General features: G+C 36.4%; 18 protein-coding genes and 1 pseudogene. 5 read left to right on the top strand and 14 right to left on the bottom strand.

Annotation, left to right across the window (positions count from 1 at the left end):
* Positions 1-123: 123 nt before the first annotated feature.
* A complete protein-coding gene (locus ACFVT8_RS02860) occupies positions 124-1,707 on the bottom strand; it encodes an ATP-binding protein (protein WP_483869498.1) in 1,584 nt (527 codons plus the stop codon).
* A gap of 111 nt (positions 1,708-1,818) precedes the next feature.
* Here ACFVT8_RS02860 and ACFVT8_RS02855 point away from each other — a divergent pair, with 111 nt between their 5' ends.
* From ACFVT8_RS02855 to ACFVT8_RS02840, 4 genes are all read left to right on the top strand, one after another.
* Positions 1,819-2,868 (top strand): TRAP transporter substrate-binding protein, encoded by a 1,050-nt coding sequence (locus ACFVT8_RS02855; RefSeq protein WP_387082046.1) that lies wholly within the window; start codon positions 1,819-1,821, stop codon positions 2,866-2,868.
* 287 nt (positions 2,869-3,155) lie between these two features.
* Entirely contained in the window at positions 3,156-4,418 is a 1,263-nt protein-coding gene (locus ACFVT8_RS02850; RefSeq protein WP_387082047.1) for a dicarboxylate/amino acid:cation symporter, read from the top strand.
* Between the two features lie 237 nt (positions 4,419-4,655).
* Complete coding sequence (locus ACFVT8_RS02845; protein WP_387082048.1) at positions 4,656-5,192, top strand: tubby C-terminal domain-like protein; 537 nt, start codon at positions 4,656-4,658, stop codon at positions 5,190-5,192.
* A gap of 387 nt (positions 5,193-5,579) precedes the next feature.
* Positions 5,580-5,759 carry a hypothetical protein gene (locus ACFVT8_RS02840; RefSeq protein ID WP_249073528.1) on the top strand — a complete coding sequence of 60 codons (180 nt, stop codon included), beginning with the start codon at positions 5,580-5,582 and terminating at the stop codon, positions 5,757-5,759.
* Between the two features lie 68 nt (positions 5,760-5,827).
* Here ACFVT8_RS02840 and ACFVT8_RS02835 read toward each other — a convergent pair.
* The 12 genes and pseudogenes from ACFVT8_RS02835 to ccpN form a co-directional block, all read right to left on the bottom strand.
* Positions 5,828-6,718 (bottom strand): annotated as a pseudogene (locus ACFVT8_RS02835) (PhzF family phenazine biosynthesis isomerase).
* 435 nt (positions 6,719-7,153) lie between these two features.
* The gene (locus ACFVT8_RS02830; protein WP_387082049.1) at positions 7,154-7,690 is read right to left on the bottom strand and encodes an NADPH-dependent FMN reductase; all 537 of its coding nucleotides are present in this window, start codon (positions 7,688-7,690) and stop codon (positions 7,154-7,156) included.
* A gap of 150 nt (positions 7,691-7,840) precedes the next feature.
* The gene (locus tag ACFVT8_RS02825) at positions 7,841-8,089 is read right to left on the bottom strand and encodes a DUF2164 domain-containing protein (protein WP_387082050.1); all 249 of its coding nucleotides are present in this window, start codon (positions 8,087-8,089) and stop codon (positions 7,841-7,843) included.
* A 749-nt stretch (positions 8,090-8,838) separates the two neighbouring features.
* On the bottom strand, positions 8,839-9,063 hold the full coding sequence (locus tag ACFVT8_RS02820; RefSeq protein WP_387082051.1) for a hypothetical protein: 225 nt from the start codon (positions 9,061-9,063) through the stop codon (positions 8,839-8,841).
* A 15-nt stretch (positions 9,064-9,078) separates the two neighbouring features.
* On the bottom strand, positions 9,079-10,200 hold the full coding sequence (locus tag ACFVT8_RS02815) for a Nif3-like dinuclear metal center hexameric protein (protein ID WP_387082052.1): 1,122 nt from the start codon (positions 10,198-10,200) through the stop codon (positions 9,079-9,081).
* A 1-nt stretch (position 10,201) separates the two neighbouring features.
* Positions 10,202-10,894, bottom strand: coding sequence for a tRNA (adenine(22)-N(1))-methyltransferase (locus tag ACFVT8_RS02810; protein ID WP_387082053.1), 693 nt, complete (start codon positions 10,892-10,894; stop codon positions 10,202-10,204).
* 184 nt (positions 10,895-11,078) lie between these two features.
* A complete protein-coding gene (locus ACFVT8_RS02805; RefSeq protein ID WP_387082054.1) occupies positions 11,079-11,426 on the bottom strand; it encodes a c-type cytochrome in 348 nt (115 codons plus the stop codon).
* Positions 11,427-11,867: 441 nt separating this feature from the next.
* The gene (locus tag ACFVT8_RS02800; RefSeq protein WP_387082055.1) at positions 11,868-12,431 is read right to left on the bottom strand and encodes a hypothetical protein; all 564 of its coding nucleotides are present in this window, start codon (positions 12,429-12,431) and stop codon (positions 11,868-11,870) included.
* 253 nt (positions 12,432-12,684) lie between these two features.
* Positions 12,685-13,812 carry an RNA polymerase sigma factor RpoD gene (gene rpoD / locus ACFVT8_RS02795; RefSeq protein ID WP_049663796.1) on the bottom strand — a complete coding sequence of 376 codons (1,128 nt, stop codon included), beginning with the start codon at positions 13,810-13,812 and terminating at the stop codon, positions 12,685-12,687.
* Between the two features lie 32 nt (positions 13,813-13,844).
* Positions 13,845-15,677, bottom strand: coding sequence for a DNA primase (gene dnaG / locus ACFVT8_RS02790; RefSeq protein WP_387082056.1), 1,833 nt, complete (start codon positions 15,675-15,677; stop codon positions 13,845-13,847).
* A 207-nt stretch (positions 15,678-15,884) separates the two neighbouring features.
* On the bottom strand, positions 15,885-16,697 hold the full coding sequence (locus ACFVT8_RS02785; RefSeq protein ID WP_387082057.1) for a pyruvate, water dikinase regulatory protein: 813 nt from the start codon (positions 16,695-16,697) through the stop codon (positions 15,885-15,887).
* Between the two features lie 19 nt (positions 16,698-16,716).
* Positions 16,717-17,349: a transcriptional regulator CcpN gene (gene ccpN, locus ACFVT8_RS02780; RefSeq protein WP_387082058.1), complete on the bottom strand. Its 633-nt coding sequence runs from the start codon at positions 17,347-17,349 to the stop codon at positions 16,717-16,719.
* A gap of 450 nt (positions 17,350-17,799) precedes the next feature.
* Here ccpN and ACFVT8_RS02775 point away from each other — a divergent pair, with 450 nt between their 5' ends.
* Positions 17,800-19,185 (top strand): glycine--tRNA ligase, encoded by a 1,386-nt coding sequence (locus tag ACFVT8_RS02775; RefSeq protein ID WP_387082059.1) that lies wholly within the window; start codon positions 17,800-17,802, stop codon positions 19,183-19,185.
* A gap of 50 nt (positions 19,186-19,235) precedes the next feature.
* Here the strand turns inward: ACFVT8_RS02775 and ACFVT8_RS02770 are convergent, their stop codons facing one another.
* The gene (locus tag ACFVT8_RS02770) at positions 19,236-20,981 is read right to left on the bottom strand and encodes an HD-GYP domain-containing protein (RefSeq protein WP_387082060.1); all 1,746 of its coding nucleotides are present in this window, start codon (positions 20,979-20,981) and stop codon (positions 19,236-19,238) included.
* Positions 20,982-21,576 lie beyond the last annotated feature (595 nt).

The raw sequence follows: 21,576 nt of genomic DNA, 5'->3' as shown, positions 1-21,576 counted from the left end.
AGAGTGTCACACTGTTCCCATAGAATTTCTCGCTTCTATTCAACTAAATTCCCCAGTGGGTTGATCTCCCATTTTGATTTCATTACTCCAATCAAAAGGTATAAGTTTTAACAAATCTTATTCTCAGCCTTGGTAATAAAAAGTTATTAAAAAACTTGTTCCTTTATTCGGTTCACTTATGACTTCAATTTCTCCCTTTCCTTTTTGTACAATTTCTTTTATTAAAAAAAGTCCAATCCCTCTACCTTTTTTCTCTTTTGTTGAATAGCCATTATCAAAAATATGTGCCTTTACTTCATTTGTCATGCCAATACCATTATCTGTGACTAAGATTGCCAACACATCCTCATCCTCATCAACAGAAACATGGACAACTTTTTCTTCAACTTGTACATCCTTTAAAGCATCAAAAGCATTTTCAATTAAGTTACCAAATAAAATAACGAAATCATGATGATCTAGATTATTAGGAAATGTTGTCAAACGGCTTTCTCTGTCAATCTCCAGTAGAATTCCCTGTTCTTTTGCATAGGAGATTTTACTAAGCAATAGCCCAGAAATATTTTCATTTTTAATCCGTTCATTTAGAAAATTTGTAATTTCATCATGCTCTTCTTTTACTTGTGTTAAGTAAGAAAGTGCTTGTTCATGATGTCCAAGTTGTAACAGACCAGCAATTGTGTGCAATTTATTTTTATGCTCATGTGTTTGTACGCGTAATGCTTGTACAAATGCCTTAACACCCGTTAATTCCTCTGCAAGCTTTTTCACTTCTGTACGGTCCTTAAACATGGCCACAGCTCCAACCGTTTTTCCATTAACTTGTATAGGAATACGGTTACTCATAATATTGTTATCATTAATATAGAGCTCGCGATTAAAAATTGGCTGATCTAGCTCCAAAATTTCCGGTAATCGTGTATCAGGTAAAACGTCAAAAATTTTCTTCCCAATTAATGTTGCCGGCTGTTTGTGAACACCTAATATGTCACATGCTTTTTCATTAAATATTGTGATTGTCAAATCATTATCAATGGCAATAATCCCTTCATGCATCGCGTTAAATGTTTCTGTTCTTTCTACATACATTTTAGCAATTTCGTGGGGCTCTAACCCAAACATTTGCTTTTTCATATGAAGCCCTAATGTATGAGCCCCCCATGCACTAAAGACAAGAGATAATAAAATTGTAATCATTAATTCTGTTTGAATAGATTGTAGCAACTCTGCCACAGTTAAAACACTATAGCCCACCACTACTACGCCTATTTGTTTACCTTCTTTAGTCATGATTGGTACGAATGCTCGTACCATATCTCCATGTTCACCATGTGCGATGGATGTATAATAATGCTCAGAAAACGCAGCGTTTAGATCTCCTGACTTCGAGATTTGCCCAATCTCCTCTGTATTTGGATGTGAGTACTTGCGCCTTTGCATATCCAGTACAACAATATACTGTGCGCCATTTATATCACGTATTTCCTCTACTACAGGATTTATGTGTTTCGTAGCCTCGTAAAAATTATTATTTGATATGTAAGTTTTCAACTCGGGAAGCTGTGATACTGTTTTTGCCACAAGTAAAGCCTGATCTCCAAGCTTATCCTTTTGCACAGTCATGACGAACCCTAGCAAAAATGTTCCACCTATACTAAAGGAGAGCATGAGAATAAAAAAAGTCAGAGACATGATTTTTCTCTTCATCGATATTTTTTGAAATTTCAAGATGTACGCCTCCCCTTACTATATTTTAACTTACTCCATATGTTAGAATAACAAAAACATCAGAAAATACGAATAAATTAGGTGTAATAGATGAAAAAATTTATTATTGGAACAATAGCAACCGTTTTACTGTTAACGATAGCGATCGGTGTTCAACAAGGCTTATTCTTCGCCAAGCCTCTTCCCTATGATGATGAGCAAAAAGGTTTGAATACGCAAATTACGATTCATTTAAGTCATGTTGTTGCTGAGAATACGCCAAAAGGACAGGCGGCAAGTAAATTCGCCGAGCTTGTAGAGGAAAAAACAAATGGCAAAGTGAAGGTTCACGTCTACCCAAACTCCTCCTTGTTTAATGATGAAAACGAGTTTCAGGCTTTGCAAAATGGACAAGTAGAAATGATTATCCCTACTTTCTCAAAGATGACATCCTATATACCAAATTGGCAGGTTCTTGATTTACCTTACCTTTTTAATACGGATGATGAAGTGCATGAGGTACTTACAGGTTCGATTGGTGAACAATTGTTAAATGAGCTTAAGCCTTTTCATATAAAAGGGCTAGGCTTTTGGCATAATGGCTTTAAACATTTAACCTCTGTCGGTCACCCTATTCATACTTTTGAAGATTTAAAAGGCTTACGTGTTCGTACAATGCCAAGTAAAACCCTTGAGAAGCAATTCGAGGCTGTTGGGGCTACACCAATCCCGACTTCTTTCAGCGAGGTTTTTACTGATTTAGAATCGAATACCATTGATGCTCAGGAAAATACAGCGTCAAATATTTATTCTAAAGGTTTCTATAAAGTGCAGAAACATATGACATTAACTAAGCATGGCATTTTAGGATACGCCGTTTTAATGAACGATAAGTTTTGGAAATCCCTACCTCTGGAAATCCAAAAACAGATTATGGAGGCTATGAAAGAAACAACAGACTGGCAATTTGAACAAGCAGTAGAAATGAACGAAGAAGATTTGCAAAAACTTAAGCAGCAGGATAACTTTGAAATCTATACGATGAGTAATAAGGAACGCCAACGTTTTAAGGAAAAACTAGCACCTGTTTATAATTTTTATAGAAACAATGTACAAGAAAACGATGTTTTATCAGATATTGAAAAAATTGTTTCTCCTTAAAGTATTTCTTCACTGCGGGATCAATACTTTTGTTCATTAATGATAAAATCCTCACTAGAGTGGGGATTTTTTCTTGTGTATTATAATAGATTCCAAAATTCAAAAACTACTATAAAACAGCTTAAAACCCTTGATATCACTAGTTTTATTGATCTCCCAACAAAAAATGAACAAAATGAACAATAGAAACTTTACGGTCATAAAAACTATTGTCGGAAAATTTCAGCTAAGATAACCTCATGAAAGCGTTCACATAATATTCATAAACAGTGTTAGGGGAGAATTTTATGCGTATAAATTTTAAAAATTTAACTGTACAAGTACTGATTGCTATTGTGCTAGGTATTATTGTAGGTGCTACGTTCCCAGAATTCGGAGCGAAGTTGAAAATATTAGCAGATATTTTTATTAAATTAATTAAGATGTTAATAGCTCCTATCATTTTCTTAACAGTTGTTATTGGAATTGGTAGTATGGGCGATGTAAAAAAAGTTGGGAAAATTGGTGGGAAGGCATTAATCTATTTTGAAATTGTTTCTACTTTCGCACTAGCAATCGGCTTAATCGTAGTCAATATTGTAAAGCCTGGTAAAGGCTTTAATACAGCAGCTGCAAACGGTGCAGATGTATCCCAATATACAGAGGCAGCAGCCGCTACAGAGCATGGTATTGGTGCATTTATTATGCAAATTATACCTGATAATGTTGTCGGAGCACTTGCGAATGGAGAGTTATTACCTGTTTTATTCTCAGCTGTTTTATTCGGCATAGCTGCTGCAGCTATCGGTGAACCAGCTAAACCAGTTATTAAATTTTTTGAACAAGTAGCAGATATATTCTTTAAAATTGTTAATATGGTTATGAAAGTTTCCCCAATTGGTGCATTTGGAGCTATGAGCTACACAATCGGAAACTTCGGTCTTAAATCACTTGGAAACCTAGGATTTTTAATGCTTTCCGTTTATATTACAATGTTTATCTTTATCGTAGTCATCATTGGTCTTATTACACGTTACTTTGGATTCAGTATCTTTAAGTTTATTAAATATATTAAAGATGAAATTTTTATCGTTATTGGAACATCATCATCAGAATCTGCCCTTCCTTCGATGATGCGTAAATTAGAAAACTATGGTTGCTCTAAACAAGTCGTTGGTCTTGTCATTCCAACGGGGTACTCCTTTAACTTAGATGGTACGTCCATTTACTTATCTATGGCAGCTATTTTTATCGCACAAGCTTATGGCGTTGATTTAGATGTTTGGCATCAAATTACATTGCTTGCTATTTTAATGCTAACATCTAAAGGTGCAGCCGGTGTTACAGGCTCTGGCTTTATTACACTCGCAGCAACATTAGCAGCATTCCCTATGATTCCAGTAGAAGGGATTGCACTTTTAATCGGGGTCGATCGCTTTATGTCAGAAGCCCGCGCCGTTACTAACTTAATTGGTAATGGTGTAGCAACAGTTGTCGTTTCAAAAATGGAAAAAGAATTCGATCCAGAGCAGGAAAAGCGTGCTCTTGCAGGAGAAGTTACGCCTCAATAATAAAATCAAAGGCTGACCGAACGTGAAAATTCCACACGATCGGTCAGCCTTTTAGTATTAAATTTCGCTCCATATCATAAAATGAATATTCTCTAGAATTTAAGGCAATACCTTCTGCTCGCTCTTGTATCATAATGCTTAACTAGTTCACTGGAAATTCACTTCTCTAAAATTTTTGTTACTGGTGAAACCTAGAGTAAAGTTTCTCCGTATAGTAAGTAGATTGGAGGCTTTTTTATGACTACATTTACCCTTACCTACCCAAAAGCTTTTGAAAGCTTTTCAAATATCCCTATTGTGAATGAACAAAATGAGACCGTTTGTGTGCTTCAAAAGATTGAACGTTCATCCGTTGGAAAAGTAATCAATGCTGTCATGCTCGTTGCAGCACAACAGACATTACCACATCGTTATGAAACCCGCACTACTTTAGGTGCACCACTTTTTCAAGTGCAATCTACACTATTAACAAAGGGTGTTAGCCATCAGCTTATTATGCCAGATGGATCTATTTTACCGATCCAACGGAGGACGGTACAATTACTTGAATCCTCCTACTCTTTTACAATGGATGGACTAGCTTTTCGCTTTGAAAAGGATTTTACTTCAACCGCCTATTTATATTGTAATGATGAAAAAATAGCTAGCGCTAGTAATATAGAAACTGAACTTGTGCATACTGGTATATCTTTCAAACTTTTTAACTCTGACGATACACTCTTTGTTGCTTTGCTAGCAGCTCTGTATCAGACTTTATTCTCAATGAGTAATTAGGGGCTTATCACCGGCAAAGTAGACGGCTTTAGCGGTGGAAATAGCAGATTTAGCGGCGAATCAGACAGCTCTTGCAGCGGAAAACAAAATTCTATCAACATAGATGCAGCTCCTAATTATAAATACATACCGATTTAACTAGATAATGAAAAATAAACTCCTATTGTTAGGAGTTTTTTGATTTGTGAATTATTAATTAGCTTTATTGCGTTTACAACTATTTGTCGCTAATTTCTAGCTATTATATGTATTCCACTACTGCTAGAATCATTCAATATATTCCGGGACACGAAATATTTTCGCTTTGTTTTGACCATTTTACGCCGTCCTTCTAAAAAAGGAGTACACTAAAGAGGTAGAAATACTATACATTCGGAGGCATTTAAAATGGATACAAAAGCAGCAGAAATTAAAAATTTAATGACGTTAAATTTACTTGTTCAAATTCTAGAAGAACGCGGGATTATGACAGATAGAGAGTTAAAAGAACGTCTAACTAATAACGTTAAACTTTCCTCTATGGATGCAGACTTAAAAGAAAAAGTTATTGAAGAAATAAAACATTAATGGAATGGATGACATTTCAAGAAAGAGCCGCTTCCTAGTTTAAAAAAATATTGTAAGCGGCTCACTTTTTATATATGCACTTTTAGTTCATTCACATGTACAGCCGTTCCTGTAATCGAAATATTCAGTATCCCCTCATCATTTTTCACATGTACATGCACACGTCCATTTTTCTCAAGTTCCTGGCCTTGTTCTACGGTAAGTATTTTTGGCAATTGAGCTTCTCGATCGATATACTTTGCAAAATATGCCCCCATAACACCAGAGGCAGTACCTGTAGTTATATCTTCAATTTTTCCAGAATAAGGTGATGAAAAATGTCTTGCGTGCATATTTGCATTCTTATCAAATGCCTCTAAGCAAAAAGGATGCACGGATGCTTTTGGCATTTCTTCAAGGACATCCGGAAAATCTGCAGTTTGCGGAGTCATTTTTTCAAAGTATGATAAATTTTTTATAGGTACTAGCAATGTCCAAATTCCTGTACTTCCATAGACTATCGGTAATTCAGTATGTATTGCTTCCTCTGTTAGTCCAATGGATTGTGCAAGCTTAGTTTTTGAACCGTTAAAGGCTTTAAATTGAGGTTCTGCATGTTGCATGGTAATATGAATTTCCCCTTTTTGTTCTTTTAACTCAATTGGGAGAATTCCTGCTTTCGTTTCAATAGTCAATTTTGACTTATCTTCTAGTAAACCTTTTGTTTTTAGTGCGTATATTGTTGCCATTGTTGCATGTCCACATTAATTCATTTCATGCCCTGGCGTGAAATAACGTATACGTAAATCTGCTTTGACCGATTTTAGCGCAAAAGCTGTTTCATTAAAGCCTACTTGCTTAGCAATAGCCTGCATTTCTATTACACTATATTGATCTCCCTCTACGACGACACCTGCTGGATTTCCCATATTAGGTATCGTGCTAAACGCATCATAATGATCGACGGTAACAATTTTCATATACTTTTCCTTCCTTTATTTATGTTTTACAGCAAAGTTTGGCTACTCTAACTGACGTGTATTACCAAGCCTTTCTGTTCCTAAAATTTTATCCTGCGAAACAAATCTGTCAATGCTTACTCGGTGGTTATATCCAATTCCCTTATATTAATAGATACGAATCGACTGCATAAAAGTTCTATTATTTCTAAAAAAGGATTTTAGGAGATACCCCCTATTAAAAAGAGAATTAATGCAGAAGCTTTTTGCCGCAACGCTAATTTTGTAAAATACCACAAAGAGACCTTTTTAAAAAAATTTAGTCATAAGGTAGCATCAACACTCTATTAGATATCACCTATCTATGTTTTGAGATAATACTTCACTCAGACATAGATCTCTAAATGCATAAAAAAAGCAATATGCACTCTTTAAAGTACATACCGCTTAAAGCTTTTATCGAATTGTTTTTAAAGCTGTTGCCCAAGGGATAAGTTGATCTAGCATTTGATTTACTGAATCTGCTTGAACTTCCTTTGGTTTAAATACTGCACCATTTTCGAAATCTGTAAATAATGATAAAGCCGGATGGACACGAACATCTGCAACTAATAACTCACCAAGAATTCCACGTAAATGTTCAGCAGCTCTTGCTCCCCCAACAGAACCGTAAGAAACAATTCCTGCCGCCTTATTATTCCATTCCACTCGTAAGTAATCTAATGCATTTTTTAATGCCCCAGTAATGGAATGGTTATATTCTGCAACGATAAAAACAAAACCATCGCATGAAGCGACTTTTTGTGACCATGTAGCTGCTCCTGAAGCATCTCCACCTGGCTCGCCTAGCAGTGGTAATTTAAAATCTGCAATATCAATAATTTCATATTCCGCATCACCACGTTTTTCAGCTACTTCCTTTACCCATTCGCCAACTTGCGGACTTAAACGACCTTCACGCGTACTACCTAAAATTACCCCTATTTTTAACATGTTGTTCCTCCTTGGATTATCCCTCAAAGTGTGACCGAAACTCAAATTGAATAAAATCGGCTCTCTTAGCCATGTTATACAGGAGACAGCCTCTTTATTCAAAAGATAGATAATTAATTAGCAACTTTATTATTAACTTTGAAACAAAAATTATTTTAAATTAATAGGTCTTTCTAATGCTGCAAGCTCATCCTCAATCGATGCATATTGTCTTTCTACCACATATTTTGCATCCGAGATAGCCGCATTATAAATATGCGGAGCAATATTTTCCTTTATAAAGTCTAGTACTCTTTCTGCTTCAAATTCTGTAATATCCTCATCACGATTATTATAGAAAAAACGTTGAATATCAGCTATTATTGTTTCTTGTTGTTCTTTTGTTAAACGAATAAACAATCCAAAACTCTCCTCCCATTGCCATTTATACTCACCTATCATAACACTCTAAAATTAATCCATGCATACACAAAAAGACTGAATTATATTAAATACTATAATTCAGTCTTCATATTCCGTATTATGTCAATTATTTTAAAGTTTCACAATAAATTATGTTTGGCTCTTCGGCAAAACGAGGGGTTGATTTCCGTTCCGGCTGGACGCTTTCCTGGGGGCGTCCGATGAGCCGCTTCACTCGCGAAGCTCGCTCCAGGGTCTCATCTGTGACGCTGATCCCCAAGGAGTCGCCCAGCCTCCACTACAATCAACCATTTAGCATGTATCTATTGGCATGTTACTCTAATATTAATAATCATACAACGAAACAGCGACGGCATCTTTGTGCGAAATCTAAGCGTTAGCAATAATAGGTTTACAATTGAGTCACTGTTATAAGTCTTTTCTGTTTGATTAAGGGAATAGTAATAGTGTTCACTTTTAAAATGAATAAAATTTATAAAAGTTATACACTATTGCTGATTGGAGTGGAAGGCTACTCGACTCCCGTGGGAAAGCGAGACAGGCGAGACCCTGCACGGAGCGTAGCGGAGGAAGCGGCTCGACGCTCGCCCACAGGAAAGCGAGTAGCCTGGAACGGAAATCACCCCTAATTTTTAGAGCACGACATTCACAAAGATTTCCTTAAGCGTTTTGTTTTCTACACAAAAAGACTGAATTATATTAACTATAATTCAGCCTTGTTATTATTATTGTTTACATTTAAATGAATAGTTTGTTGATAGAAAATTCTTTTCCTTTGAGACGATGGCTTCTCCACCATCTTTTTCACATTGCTCGGTCATAGCATCAATTTTTTTGGCATTCATCGTATTTGTCATGAATGTCATCCCTACCCCAAACACAGCAATCAGTAAACCAATCATAATCCATAACTTGCCGGCTTTATTGCCAGCAGGTCTTTCACTCGCCACAACTATTCCCCTCTCTTACACGAATAAAAACGGTTCTGTATGAATAGTAGATTGGACAAATTCGACAGAATATTTTTTATCTTCACACATTCTCGTCATCTTTTTAGCTACTCCTGCAATCATCACTTTCTCCACATGATGACCTGGATCTACGATTTGTAGACCAATTGCTTGAGCGTCTTGGGCTGTATGGAAATACATATCTCCCGTTAAAAATACATCTGCCCCAGCACGTTTCGCAGAATAGATATATTTATTGCCATCGCCACCGACAAGCGCAACTTTCTTCACCTTCGACTGTAAATCACCAACAACTCGGACAGCAGGTACATCTAGCTGGCCTTTTACAAATTGCGTAAATTCATGAAGAGTCATCTCTTGTGGTAAATAACCAACTCGGCCTAATCCCATTATATTCGTTTGCTGGTCTAGGCGAATGATATCATAGGCAGGTTCTTCATACGGATGTGCGTTTAACATTGCCTTAAATACACGATTTTTTATGGATTCTGGAAATACTACTTCTACCTTCACTTCTTCTTCAACATGTAATTCACCAATAAAACCTACATGTGGATTTGCACCTTCTAAAGCACGGAAACGCCCTTCTCCCAATGTAGTATAGCTACACGCTTCATAATCTCCAATACGACCTGCTCCTGCCTTTGCTAAGGCCTCACGTAAATCATTGGCATTGGCAGTCGGTATAAAAACTGCCAACTTCAACATATTTTCCGCATAAGTTTCTTCTAAAATAGAACGGTTTTCAAGCTGTAGAGCATCTGCTAGTAAATCGTTAACACCGCCTTCAGCCACATCTAAATTCGTATGTGCTGCATAAACGGCAATATCATTTTTTATAAGCTTTTCATATAACCGCCCAGCTGGATTGTCAGTACGAATATTCGAAAGTCTTCTGAAAATCGGTGGATGATGCGCTATTATTAGCTCACATCCTTGAGCAATAGCTTCCTCAGCTACTGCTTCATTTACATCTAATGTGACTAATACTTTACTTACAGGTTTATTTAATGTGCCGATTGCAAGACCAATTGGGTCATTTTCCATACATGCTAGCTTTTTAGGCGACCATGATTCGAACAATTGTATAACTTCCTGACCGTTAACTGTTTTCATCTCACAGAACCCCTTCCACTAAATTGAGTAAAGCTACTAATTCTGCACGTTTTTCTTCAATTTCAGGTGTTTGATCTGCCCCTTCAATGGACTTTAATACGCGCTGCCAATTTTCTGTTTCACGAGACCATTTTTTTATAAATGATGGTGATTTTCGTTGCATTAATTTCGGACCAAATATAATTTCAGGTTCCGTTAATGTCATTGAGCCTCTTTGCAATACAAGAATTTCATAAATTTTTTCGTCTTCCTCTAAAATCTCTTCGTCCTGAATTGCCCAATTATGTGCTAATGCCCATTCGCGAATCACTTTAGCATGAATATTGGGCTGCAAAATTAGCCTTGTTACCCCTTGTAATTTTTCTGGATGCTTCTCCAAAATGGAGACGATAAGAGGTCCACCCATCCCAGCAATAGTAACTGTATCTACGTGATCAGCTTCTTCCACTGCTGCTAAGCCATTCGCAAGCCTTACTGTAATTTTTTCTGTTAAACCTTCCTTCTTCACTTGTCCAACTGCTGATTCAAAAGGTCCTTTCACAACTTCTCCCGCTATCGCATAAGAAGCAATTCCTTTATGAATTAAGTAGCATGGTAAATATGCATGGTCACTGCCAATATCCGCTATAACCGCACCAGAGGGTACATATTTTGCTACTGTTTCTAATCGCTTTGATAATTTTTGTGCATTCATTTTTTTACCGCCTGTCTTAAATAGTGTCCATTCTTAGTATGTATGATGTCGTGAAAAAAAACAAATGGAGTTGACTCAAATTTTTGAGCAACTCCATTTTTTTTCATTAACTGAAATGAAGATAAATAAATTGTAGCTGTACCGATTACGATTAAACGCTTTCAGTACAGCTACTTTTTTTAGACTATTTTAGAGTTGAAATGTACTTCGCGATCGCTTTTGCTTCCGCTTCGTTTTTCATACCAGGCTCCATTGGAGTTCCTGGGATACCGTTTGTTAAAACATCTACGATACGAGCTTCATCTAAGCCGTGTAGATTTGGACCAAAAGCACCACTTAAGTCAGCACCGTGACAACTAATACAAGATTGTACTAATGCAGAATCATCAGTAGCTTCTGTTTTTTCGCCACCACCCTCTTTTTCAGCAGCGATTTCTTTTTTGTTTTCTGAGCCTGTTAAAGACATAAAGAAAATAAGACCAATACCAAATGCTAAAATTAAGATGTAAGGAACGACTGGATTGTTTTTCATATGTTTCCCCTCCTCATTTTAAATCTACTTCTATGATAATATAGAATCAGTCAACATCTAATATTGTACTTCATTAACCATCAAACGAAAAGCCTATTCGGTAAGTTTTCCTTTGTTTGTAACAATTTCGACATTTCTGTAACTATTGGATAAAATATGTCTTGAAATCCCGAATGTTTAGACTATCCATTACCTTTTTACACTTAGCTTCCTTACACGCTGTTATCTTTCCTCTCTTTGCGCATTCATATACCAAGAAAATCAAAATATCTTTTTAAAAGGTATTATTGCACTAAATAAGCTATACGATTATTGTTTTCAGCAATAGAATGTATACAGGAGGCTGATGCCGGGATAAATACATAATTGAAACAAAAAAAGAATCCGTAAGCTATTTAAAAGCAAACAGATTCTTGTGAACTAAAAATACAAAATGAGTTCTTATAATAAGTTTATGATATAATAGCTAATCAGTGCTAGTAAACCTAGGACACCTGAAACCGTGAAATAAAGTAGCTTCATTTTTAAACCTGACCATAGCCAAACCCCACAGTTTGCTGCAATCAAGCAAAACAACACAATATTATTTCCATTAAAATATGTAGTGTAGATTCGAATAGACATACTAAACAATAAAATAGCAGCTAACAAATGGAAAACAGGAGCTAATAAATCATTTTTTCGTGCCATACGAAACGCCGTCCGAAATAAGATCAAAGCAGCTATTCCAACGACAACCGTTAAAATAATCATTAAGGATGATATTGTAAAGTAAATAGAAAGTAGCGTAATCACGGCAATACATATACCCGCAATTACAAGTAGTAGTTTTCTCTTTTCAGAAGGCAATATAGCTTGTTTATGATGTACTGGTTCTAACTCCTCTAAATCCGCTCCCTCCGCATATAGAGCCGCTAAAAAGTCACAGTAATGCTCTGGTAATAGCTTATTTTGCTTCCAAAATAAAATCTCATTCAAGATTATTTTTTTTCGAGGATTTGTCATAGTTTTTGCTCCAAACATTGCTTTATAATGGTTGTTATTACAATTTTATCTCAAAATATTCAAAAACACATCTGTATAAAGTAGCAAAAATATGAATATCGCCTCATTCTAATACGCAATATAAACATTTCAGAAACAATATTTTCTTTTGATAGACTTTGCTTACAAGAGTACTCTCCTGATTCAATAGTAGCATAACAAAGGGCTACCCAATTAGTCATCACTAATTAGATAGCCCTAAAATTGTTTAATTTTATTCTAAGAAGTCTTTTAAACGTTTGCTACGAGAAGGGTGACGTAGCTTTCTAAGCGCCTTAGCTTCAATTTGGCGAATACGTTCACGTGTTACACCAAATACTTTCCCTACCTCTTCTAAAGTACGTGTGCGACCATCATCTAAACCGAAACGTAAACGAAGAACATTTTCTTCACGGTCAGTTAATGTGTCTAACACATCCTCTAATTGCTCTTTTAACAATTCATAAGCTGCATGGTCGGATGGAGATTGAGCTTCGGAATCCTCAATAAAGTCTCCTAAATGTGAATCATCTTCTTCTCCAATTGGTGTTTCAAGAGATACTGGTTCTTGTGCAATTTTTAAAATTTCACGTACTTTTTCAGGTGTTAAATCCATTTCTTCCCCAATTTCTTCAGGAGATGGCTCGCGACCTAAGTCTTGTAGTAATTGGCGTTGTACACGAATTAATTTATTAATTGTTTCTACCATATGCACTGGAATACGAATTGTACGTGCTTGGTCCGCAATTGCACGTGTAATCGCTTGGCGAATCCACCATGTTGCATAAGTGGAGAATTTAAAGCCTTTACGGTAGTCAAATTTCTCAACAGCCTTGATAAGCCCCATATTCCCCTCTTGAATTAAATCAAGGAATAGCATTCCACGGCCAACATATCGCTTTGCAATCGATACAACTAGACGTAAGTTCGCTTCTGCTAGGCGTTTACGTGCTTCTTCGTCACCTTGCTCTATACGCTCCGCTAATGCGATTTCTTGCTCGGCAGAAAGTAAATCAACTCGACCAATTTCTTTTAAATACATACGTACAGGGTCATTTATTTTAACACCCGGTGGTACACTCAAATCATTTAAATCAAAAGTCTCTTCGTTCGCTTCTTCTTTCATTAAGCTTTCTTCTTCAAACTCTTCTTTTCCAATGATTTGAATGTCTTTAGCCTTTTCAAGATCCTCAGCAAAGTGGAAAATCTCTTCGTTCTCCAATTCATAAGGCGCTAGTTTCTCTGAAATTTCTTTCATTGAAATTTCACCTTCTGTTTTTGCTTTTTCTTGTAGTATTTTTTTTGCTTCATCTAATGTAATTTCTACTTCTACCTCTTTTGAACGTTCTGACTTGTCCGCCATAAACCTTCCTCCTTCTAAACAACCGAATCGGATTAAATCGCCGATAACGATTTTCTTAAATGAATAATCTGTTGGGCGATTTCAAGTGCACGCGCATACTCATGCATCTTCTCCGCTTCCTTTGACTCATGCATCTTTTGTTGAATTTCTTGCTCAATTCTATATTTTTGCAGCTGACGTATTGAGTCTGTGACCTCTGCCTCTGCTTGGTCGGGATCCCGTTCCGCTAAAGCCGCTTCCATTACAATCTTACGTAATTCAGAGTCATCTAATATCTCAACAAAACGCTGATAATCAGGATGACCGTATTCTTCATAAAATCCTACTAAGCGAACAAAAACTGCCATATAGGCATCTCGTGCAAACGGATCTTTTTGCTCACTACGTAATACCCTGTCCACTACATCTATATTATGAAGCATATGAGCCAGTAATAAACGTTCGGCACGTTCAGCTGCGTCCATAGGCTTGTGTTGCTGAGTGACCGGCATCGAAGGCGTTTGAACAGGCAATTCTACTTTTGCAGAACGCACCTGATTTGCCTCTAGCTTTCGGAATTGAGCATAAATCGCTTCTTCCGAGATGTTTGTTTCATTCGATAGCTGTCTTATATACAGATCTCGTTCAACTGGTGATGATCTACCTACCAGCTGTTCAAGAACTTCTTGTATATATTGAAGCGTATCATTTTCAAACTGAAAGTTCTTATTTCGTCTAGCATGCATCATCATAAAAGCAATATACGCATGAGGGTTTTCCAAAATTTGTTCTTTAAATGCTTGTCCACCTAAACTACGAATGTATTCATCGGGATCAAGCTTATCTGGTAATACCGCAATATTGACTTTCATACGTTCCGTTTGAAGTAACTGTGCTGCTCTTTTTGCCGCATCAAAACCAGCATTATCACCGTCATAGCAAATCGTAATCTGCTCTACTAAGCGCTTTAGCTTTGTGATATGCTGATTCGTAAGCGAAGTGCCCATTGTTGCTACAGCATTTGTTATACCCACAGAAGTTGCTGCTAAAACATCCATAAATCCTTCCATCAATACTACTTGACGATTTTTTCTAATTGAGGTTCGTGCTTTATCTAGGTTATATAGCACTTCACTCTTTTGAAAAATTGGTGATTCTGGACTATTTAAATATTTTGCCTCTTCACCAGTAGATGCAAGAATTCGTCCTGAAAATGCTATAATCTTACCGTTCTCATCACGAATAGGAAACATAATACGCCCTCTAAAGCGATCAAAATAGCGCTCTTCTCCTTCACGCTTGATTACTAAACCACTTTCCGCGATTTCTTGTAAGTTATAACCTTTTCTTTCAAGCAATATTGTTAATGCATCAAAGCTAGGAAGAGACCATCCAATGCTATTAGATTCTATAAGTTCCCTTGTAAATCCTCTTTCTAGCAAATAATTTAAAGGTTCTTCACCATCTTCAGTATTTAACAGTAAATGCTGAAAAAAATCTGCTGCAAAAGCGTGTGCTTCTTTCATCCTTTCTTCCGCTTTAGATACCTTTTTCGCTACTTCAGGTAAACTTGGCCCTACATCCAAATGTATGCCAACACGTTCACCAAGTTTCACGACTGCGTCAGGAAAAGAAATACCTTCTATATCCATAACAAAAGTAATGGCATTACCGCCTGCACCACAACCAAAGCAATGAAAAATTTGTTTGTCTGATGACACAGAAAAAGATGGCGTTTGTTCTCCATGAAATGGACAGAGGCCAAACCAATTTCGCCCACGCTTTGTAAGCTGCATGTATTCGCTTATGACATCAACAATTTCTGATTGTGTGCGAATCTGTTCAATCACTTCTTCAGGAATCTTCCCTGCCAAATCCATCACCATCTTTAAATTACGTTATAAAACACAATTCGCTATCCGATTTAAAAATCCTTTATTTCTCGACAAAAAAATAGGATTTTTCTCTTAATAATTATTTTTACCACAATTTTATTATTATAAAACAAAAATCAGTTTTTATCTATACTATTTTCACAACCGACTCAAAAAAACCGCCTCTTACAGCCGAGGTGGTTTATCATCATTCGTTTCTTATTTACAATTCGAGATATGCTCGATAATAACATTCGCTGTTTCCTCAACAGCTTTGTTTGTCACATCAATAACCTTACAACCGATTTTAGCGACAATTTTTTCAAAATGCTGAATTTCTTCTGATATTCGTTTATGCTGCGCATAGATAGCATCATCATTCAATCCAAGAGATATTAATCTCTCTTTTCTAATTGAGTTTAATTTATCAGGAGAAATAATTAAACCAATACATTTTTTCGGATCAATTTTTAATAGTTCTTCTGGCGGCTCCACTTCTGGGACTAAAGGTACGTTCGCTACCTTATAGCGTTTATGTGCTAAATATTGTGATAACGGTGTTTTAGAGGTACGTGAAACACCAACTAGCACAATATCAGCCTGTAATAAACCACGTGGATCTCTACCATCATCATATTTTACTGCAAATTCAATAGCTTCAATTTTTTTAAAATAATCATCATCTAGCTGGTGAACAATTCCTGGTGCTTCTAAAGGGAATTCTTCCATAAAAGTTGCCATTGTACTTAAAGCAGGCCCTAAAATATCGACAGCATATACTTTTTCTTGCTCACACAGATCACGTAATACAGATCGCATTTCCTCGCGAACAAGTGTGTATACAATAAATGCCTTCTGTTTCGCTGCAAGGCATACAATTTTTCGAATGAGCTCCTCTGATTGAATGTGAGGAAAACGACGAATTACCGTGTTTTCCAAACCAGGCCGAAACTGGCTAATAACTGCTTTCGCTACTTGATCACCAGTTTCACCGACTGAATCAGATACAACAAAAACCCGTAGTCTCTTCATGTTGCTCTCCTTCAAAATTTTAGACATTCTGTGCTAGTGATAAGAAAGCTCGAGTAATCGTTGTTTTTGTAAGACGACCAACGATTTTCAATCCACCTTCTTGTGGCTCTACTACTGGTAGCGAATCAACTTCACGTTCAATTAGTTTATTCGCTGCGACAACTAAAGAATCTGATCTCTCACAGTACGAAATATTTGGCATACGTGTCATAATTATATGTACAGGAATTTTATTTAAATCCTGCGTGCCAATACTTGTACGTAGTAAATCCTTACGAGAAAGTACACCCGTCAAAAATTCATTCTTATCTACGACAAAGAGTGTTCCAACATCCTCTGAAAACATGAAGCAAATTGCATCATAAACAGTCATTGTTTCCGGTACAACAACTGGTCCTGAATGAAATTCTTTCACCTTTAAATTGTTAATACTATCCATCAATGTAACGGATGCTTTTTTACCTGAATAGAAATAGCCAACACGAGGTCTAGCATCTAAAAAGCCGGCCATTGTGAGTATTGCTAAATCTGGTCTTAAAGTTGCTCTTGTCAGATTGAGACGTTCTGCAATATGTTCGCCTGTAATTGGGCCGTTTTCTTTCACAATTTGTAAAATGTCTTCCTGACGTTTATTGAGTTCGATTGGACTCACCGCCTCAAATCTAATAGTGTTATACTTATGCTCAATTATTATATACTATTTTAATAATTATTGCGAAGAAAAGAACTACATGCTACAATATTGACACATACGCTTGCTCTAGATGTATTTTCGAGCGATTTGCGTTATACAGGCGATGATGGGAAAAAAGTATCTGTTCCATATTTAAGCGAGTAGAAGATGGTGAAAGTCTACATAGCGACAGAGAAAAGGCACTCCTTGAGCTAACTTTTTGAAAAGAGGTTTTAAACAACACGTTTAAAACAATCAGGGTGGAACCGCGGGTTATAGCACTCGTCCCTGGGCATTCTTTGTGCCCGGAGACGGGTGCTATTTTTAATTTAGTCCTTACTAAATTAAAAAATACCTTAGCGAATTTTATAAATTTGCTAAAACATAATTAATATTCACTCTGTGAAAACTATGAAGGAGGCTATTTTTATGGCTAACAAATCAATGGAAACAATCGTATCATTAGCGAAGCATCGCGGCTTTGTCTTCCCAGGTTCTGAAATCTATGGAGGCTTAGCAAATACTTGGGATTACGGTCCACTAGGTGTTGAATTAAAAAACAATGTTAAAAAAGCATGGTGGCAAAAATTTGTCCAAGAATCAGAGCACAATGTTGGAATTGACGCTGCTATTTTAATGAACCCAAAAGCTTGGGTGGCTTCTGGTCACGTTGGTAACTTTAATGACCCAATGATTGATTGTAAGGCATGTAAAGCGCGCCATCGTGCTGATAAAATCATCGAGGACGCTGCGCTAGCAAAAGGCGAGGAAATCATTGTCGATGGTATGACATTTGATCAGATGAAAGAAACGATGATTAAGTACGACGTAGTATGCCCTGATTGTGGTAAAGCTGATTTTACAGATATTCGTCAATTTAATTTAATGTTTAAAACATTCCAAGGTGTAACAGAATCTTCTACTAACGAAATTTATTTGCGACCAGAAACAGCACAAGGTATTTTCGTGAACTTTAAAAACGTACAACGTTCTATGCGTAAACGTACACCATTCGGTATTGCACAAATTGGTAAATCATTCCGTAACGAAATTACTCCAGGTAACTTCACTTTCCGTACCCGTGAATTTGAACAAATGGAACTTGAATTTTTCTGTAAGCCAGGCGAGGACCTTGAATGGCACGCATACTGGAAAGAATTTTGTAAAAATTGGTTATTAAATTTAGGCATGAAAGAGGAGTCTATGCGTCTTCGAGACCATGAAGACGACGAATTGTCTCACTACTCAAATGCTACAACTGATATCGAATTTAAATTCCCATTCGGTTGGGGTGAGCTATGGGGCGTAGCAGACCGCACAGATTTCGATTTAAAACAGCATATGGAGCATTCTGGTGAAGATTTCACTTACATTGATCCAGTATCAAACGAACGTTATGTTCCATATTGCATCGAGCCTTCTTTAGGTGCAGACCGTGTAACATTAGCATTCCTTTGCGATGCTTATGACGAGGAAGAGCTTGAAGGCGAAGATAAACGTACAGTTTTACGCTTCCACCCTGCTTTAGCACCATTTAAAGCAGCAGTCCTACCGCTTTCTAAAAAGCTTTCAGATGAAGCTACAAATGTTTGGGCAGAGCTTCGCAAAGCATTCCCAGTTGATTTTGACGAGTCTCAATCAATCGGTAAACGTTACCGTCGTCAAGATGAAATTGGTACACCATTCTGTATCACATACGATTTTGACTCAAAAGAGGATGGTCAAGTTACAGTGCGTCATCGCGATTCAATGTCTCAAGTTCGTATGCCAATTACAGATGTTAAAGCATACATTGAAAAACATCTTCAATTCTAAAATTAATCAGTATATAAAAAAGGAGTCGCATATTAAGCGGCTCCCTTTTGTTATGTCTTTAATGATGAAAACAAGCGCTCTTGCATCTTCTCCTCAAATGAAAACCTTTTCATACTCATACCGACTAAGCTAATAAGTAATTCCTCAATATCTACAAGCGAATAGTAAAGGAACGTTCCTTCTCGCATTGGGCGAACTCTCTTATCGACCGTTAGTTCATCCTCAATAAAGTAAGCTATATTTACGTTACAATGTTCCATTAATTGTGTAATGCGTTGATCATCATCTGGATTAATAAAAAACGGCACAATTTTGTCAATATACAAAATACTTTGCACAAGTTTTATGAAGAAATTTTCACGAAGTGAAGTTTCCACAACTAATATAGTCGTTTTCTCATGCTGATAATCCATATACAATACATTTAATTGCTCTTCTAATAATTTCTTTAGAATATTTATAGAATTCCTATATTTTGTCATATCCGTTTGAATTTCTCTCGTTAATAAACGTAGAATTCGAAAAGCAGGTAAAAATATTTTTAAAACAATCTCTTTTGGATGTAGATGATCTATTAATTTATTAAAGTAGACTCTTAAGCTATTTTCGTCACAACGGATTAATTGTTCTATAAATAAATTAAAAATTTCTTCAAAGCTGTTAGCACGATAATCAATCATTTTCGCAATTTTCACACTATAATTTAAAGGTAAAATCATAGACTTTTGTTCATCCAACAATTTAACTTTAGGTAACGTCGGGAATAAATCATAGACAAGTTCGACTTGTGCACTTCGATTATCAGATAATTGAACGACTGAGTTGACAGGAAAAATCCCTAAGCACTCTACAAATTTATTCATAAATTTCTCATTATATAAATGTCGATCACGATATAAAACAGCTAATGCATCTGTTGCAGCATATCCCGAATGATATACTCGCTTCGATGTCATTGCTGAATAAACATCAATAATTTGCAGCAATTGAACTCCCTCACACATATCATCCTCGCAAAGCTGATTCGGATAACCTTGACCGGCAAAGCGCTCATGATGATCACGTGCAAAATAGGCAATATCCCCTTCCTCATTTTCTAAGAGCAGTTCATAACCTTTAGTCGCGTGTGTTTTGACAATATCAAATTCATCTTCCGATAATTTCCGCTTCAAATTTAAAATTTCCTGTGGAATAAATACTTTTCCAATATCGTGAAACAAATAGCCTCTTGCAAGCGTTTCAATGTCCGTTAACCCTAAATAACGTGCAAAAATTGTACCTAAAACAAAAACATCAAATGAATGCACAAAAGAATACTCATCCCATTCTTTTAATCGCATAAGTAATTCATAACGATGTTTTTCTTCTAAAATTTTTTCAAAAACACCTCGTACATACGCAGTATCTTGGATGCTTTTTAAAATTTGTCCATAGCGTAATTCATGCACAACATTCTCTAATGTAGTTATAAAAAGGTTACTTACTGTATCTTTATATTCATCTATCTCATCCTTTTTATCCAATAGTGGTGCAAAAACATCCTCAAAATCCCTTGTACGTTGAACGCTTAAATCATTCACAATTCGGACTGAGTCGGTTGGTAAATAAACAGATAGTTCGTCTACTTTTCTAAGTTTAAGTAAGGCAATAATTCGTTCCGTTAAAACTAGATCTTTTTTAGCTAGTAAACGATAATCAGAAAAAATATCTTCAGCTAAAATATCATTTGCTTCAACTTCATCAATACTTAACGTCACTTTTCTTAGCATATTTTCTGCCACATACGCAATGTTCAAGCATTATGTGACTCCCTCCTTCTTCGATAAGACTGCGTTGTTCATCAATTATGCCTTGGCATAATTGTGACCAGAATCGGCTTTAACTTCTTTCACATATGTAACTGACGTTTCACATACATTACACCATTTGTAGCTGACGCTTTGCTTTCGCTACAGAAAATGATTGTAGCTGACGCTTTGCTTTCGCTACCAAATAATTGCTGAAAGAAGTTAAAACGCTTTTGCTGATAGAGGCTTTACATTTTATATGCATGTCAGATTTATATAAATCGGCCTAGTTTCAATGGGTCGAAACGTATATCAATTATGCCTCGGCATAATTGCGTCCAGAATCAGCTTTGCGTCTTCACAAAGAGCTCCTTTTTGATTCCGTGACATCCGCCAGAAGCTTTAAGGCAACAGATGTTTTTCGCGCGAAAGCGTAATGCTAACGTAGCGGTAGCAAATCGCCACAGGACGTGGCGTTCTTAGACAGAGTTCCTCTATTTCAGTGGATGTTTGAACACCCGCTGAAGGAAGTTAAATTTCATCATCTATATCATTTACAATAGCATAGATTAAAATGCCTTTTCAACTAGTTTATGGCACTTGA

This window comes from Lysinibacillus sp. NPDC058147, from assembly GCF_042884205.1.
Classification (GTDB): Bacteria; Bacillota; Bacilli; order Bacillales_A; family Planococcaceae; genus Lysinibacillus.
The sequence above is the reverse complement of the archived record's forward strand: the minus strand, read 5'-3'. Positions and strand labels throughout refer to the sequence as shown.

Coding starts and splice junctions, on each gene's coding strand:
- ACFVT8_RS02860 (WP_483869498.1), bottom strand. CDS start 1,707: ATGAAGAGAAAAATCATGTCTCTGACTTTTTTTATTCTCATGCTCTCC.
- ACFVT8_RS02855 (WP_387082046.1), top strand. CDS start 1,819: ATGAAAAAATTTATTATTGGAACAATAGCAACCGTTTTACTGTTAACG.
- ACFVT8_RS02850 (WP_387082047.1), top strand. CDS start 3,156: ATGCGTATAAATTTTAAAAATTTAACTGTACAAGTACTGATTGCTATT.
- ACFVT8_RS02845 (WP_387082048.1), top strand. CDS start 4,656: ATGACTACATTTACCCTTACCTACCCAAAAGCTTTTGAAAGCTTTTCA.
- ACFVT8_RS02840 (WP_249073528.1), top strand. CDS start 5,580: ATGGATACAAAAGCAGCAGAAATTAAAAATTTAATGACGTTAAATTTA.
- ACFVT8_RS02830 (WP_387082049.1), bottom strand. CDS start 7,690: ATGTTAAAAATAGGGGTAATTTTAGGTAGTACGCGTGAAGGTCGTTTA.
- ACFVT8_RS02815 (WP_387082052.1), bottom strand. CDS start 10,200: ATGAAAACAGTTAACGGTCAGGAAGTTATACAATTGTTCGAATCATGG.
- ACFVT8_RS02810 (WP_387082053.1), bottom strand. CDS start 10,894: ATGAATGCACAAAAATTATCAAAGCGATTAGAAACAGTAGCAAAATAT.
- ACFVT8_RS02805 (WP_387082054.1), bottom strand. CDS start 11,426: ATGAAAAACAATCCAGTCGTTCCTTACATCTTAATTTTAGCATTTGGT.
- ACFVT8_RS02800 (WP_387082055.1), bottom strand. CDS start 12,431: ATGACAAATCCTCGAAAAAAAATAATCTTGAATGAGATTTTATTTTGG.
- rpoD (WP_049663796.1), bottom strand. CDS start 13,812: ATGGCGGACAAGTCAGAACGTTCAAAAGAGGTAGAAGTAGAAATTACA.
- dnaG (WP_387082056.1), bottom strand. CDS start 15,677: ATGGTGATGGATTTGGCAGGGAAGATTCCTGAAGAAGTGATTGAACAG.
- ACFVT8_RS02785 (WP_387082057.1), bottom strand. CDS start 16,697: ATGAAGAGACTACGGGTTTTTGTTGTATCTGATTCAGTCGGTGAAACT.
- ACFVT8_RS02775 (WP_387082059.1), top strand. CDS start 17,800: ATGGCTAACAAATCAATGGAAACAATCGTATCATTAGCGAAGCATCGC.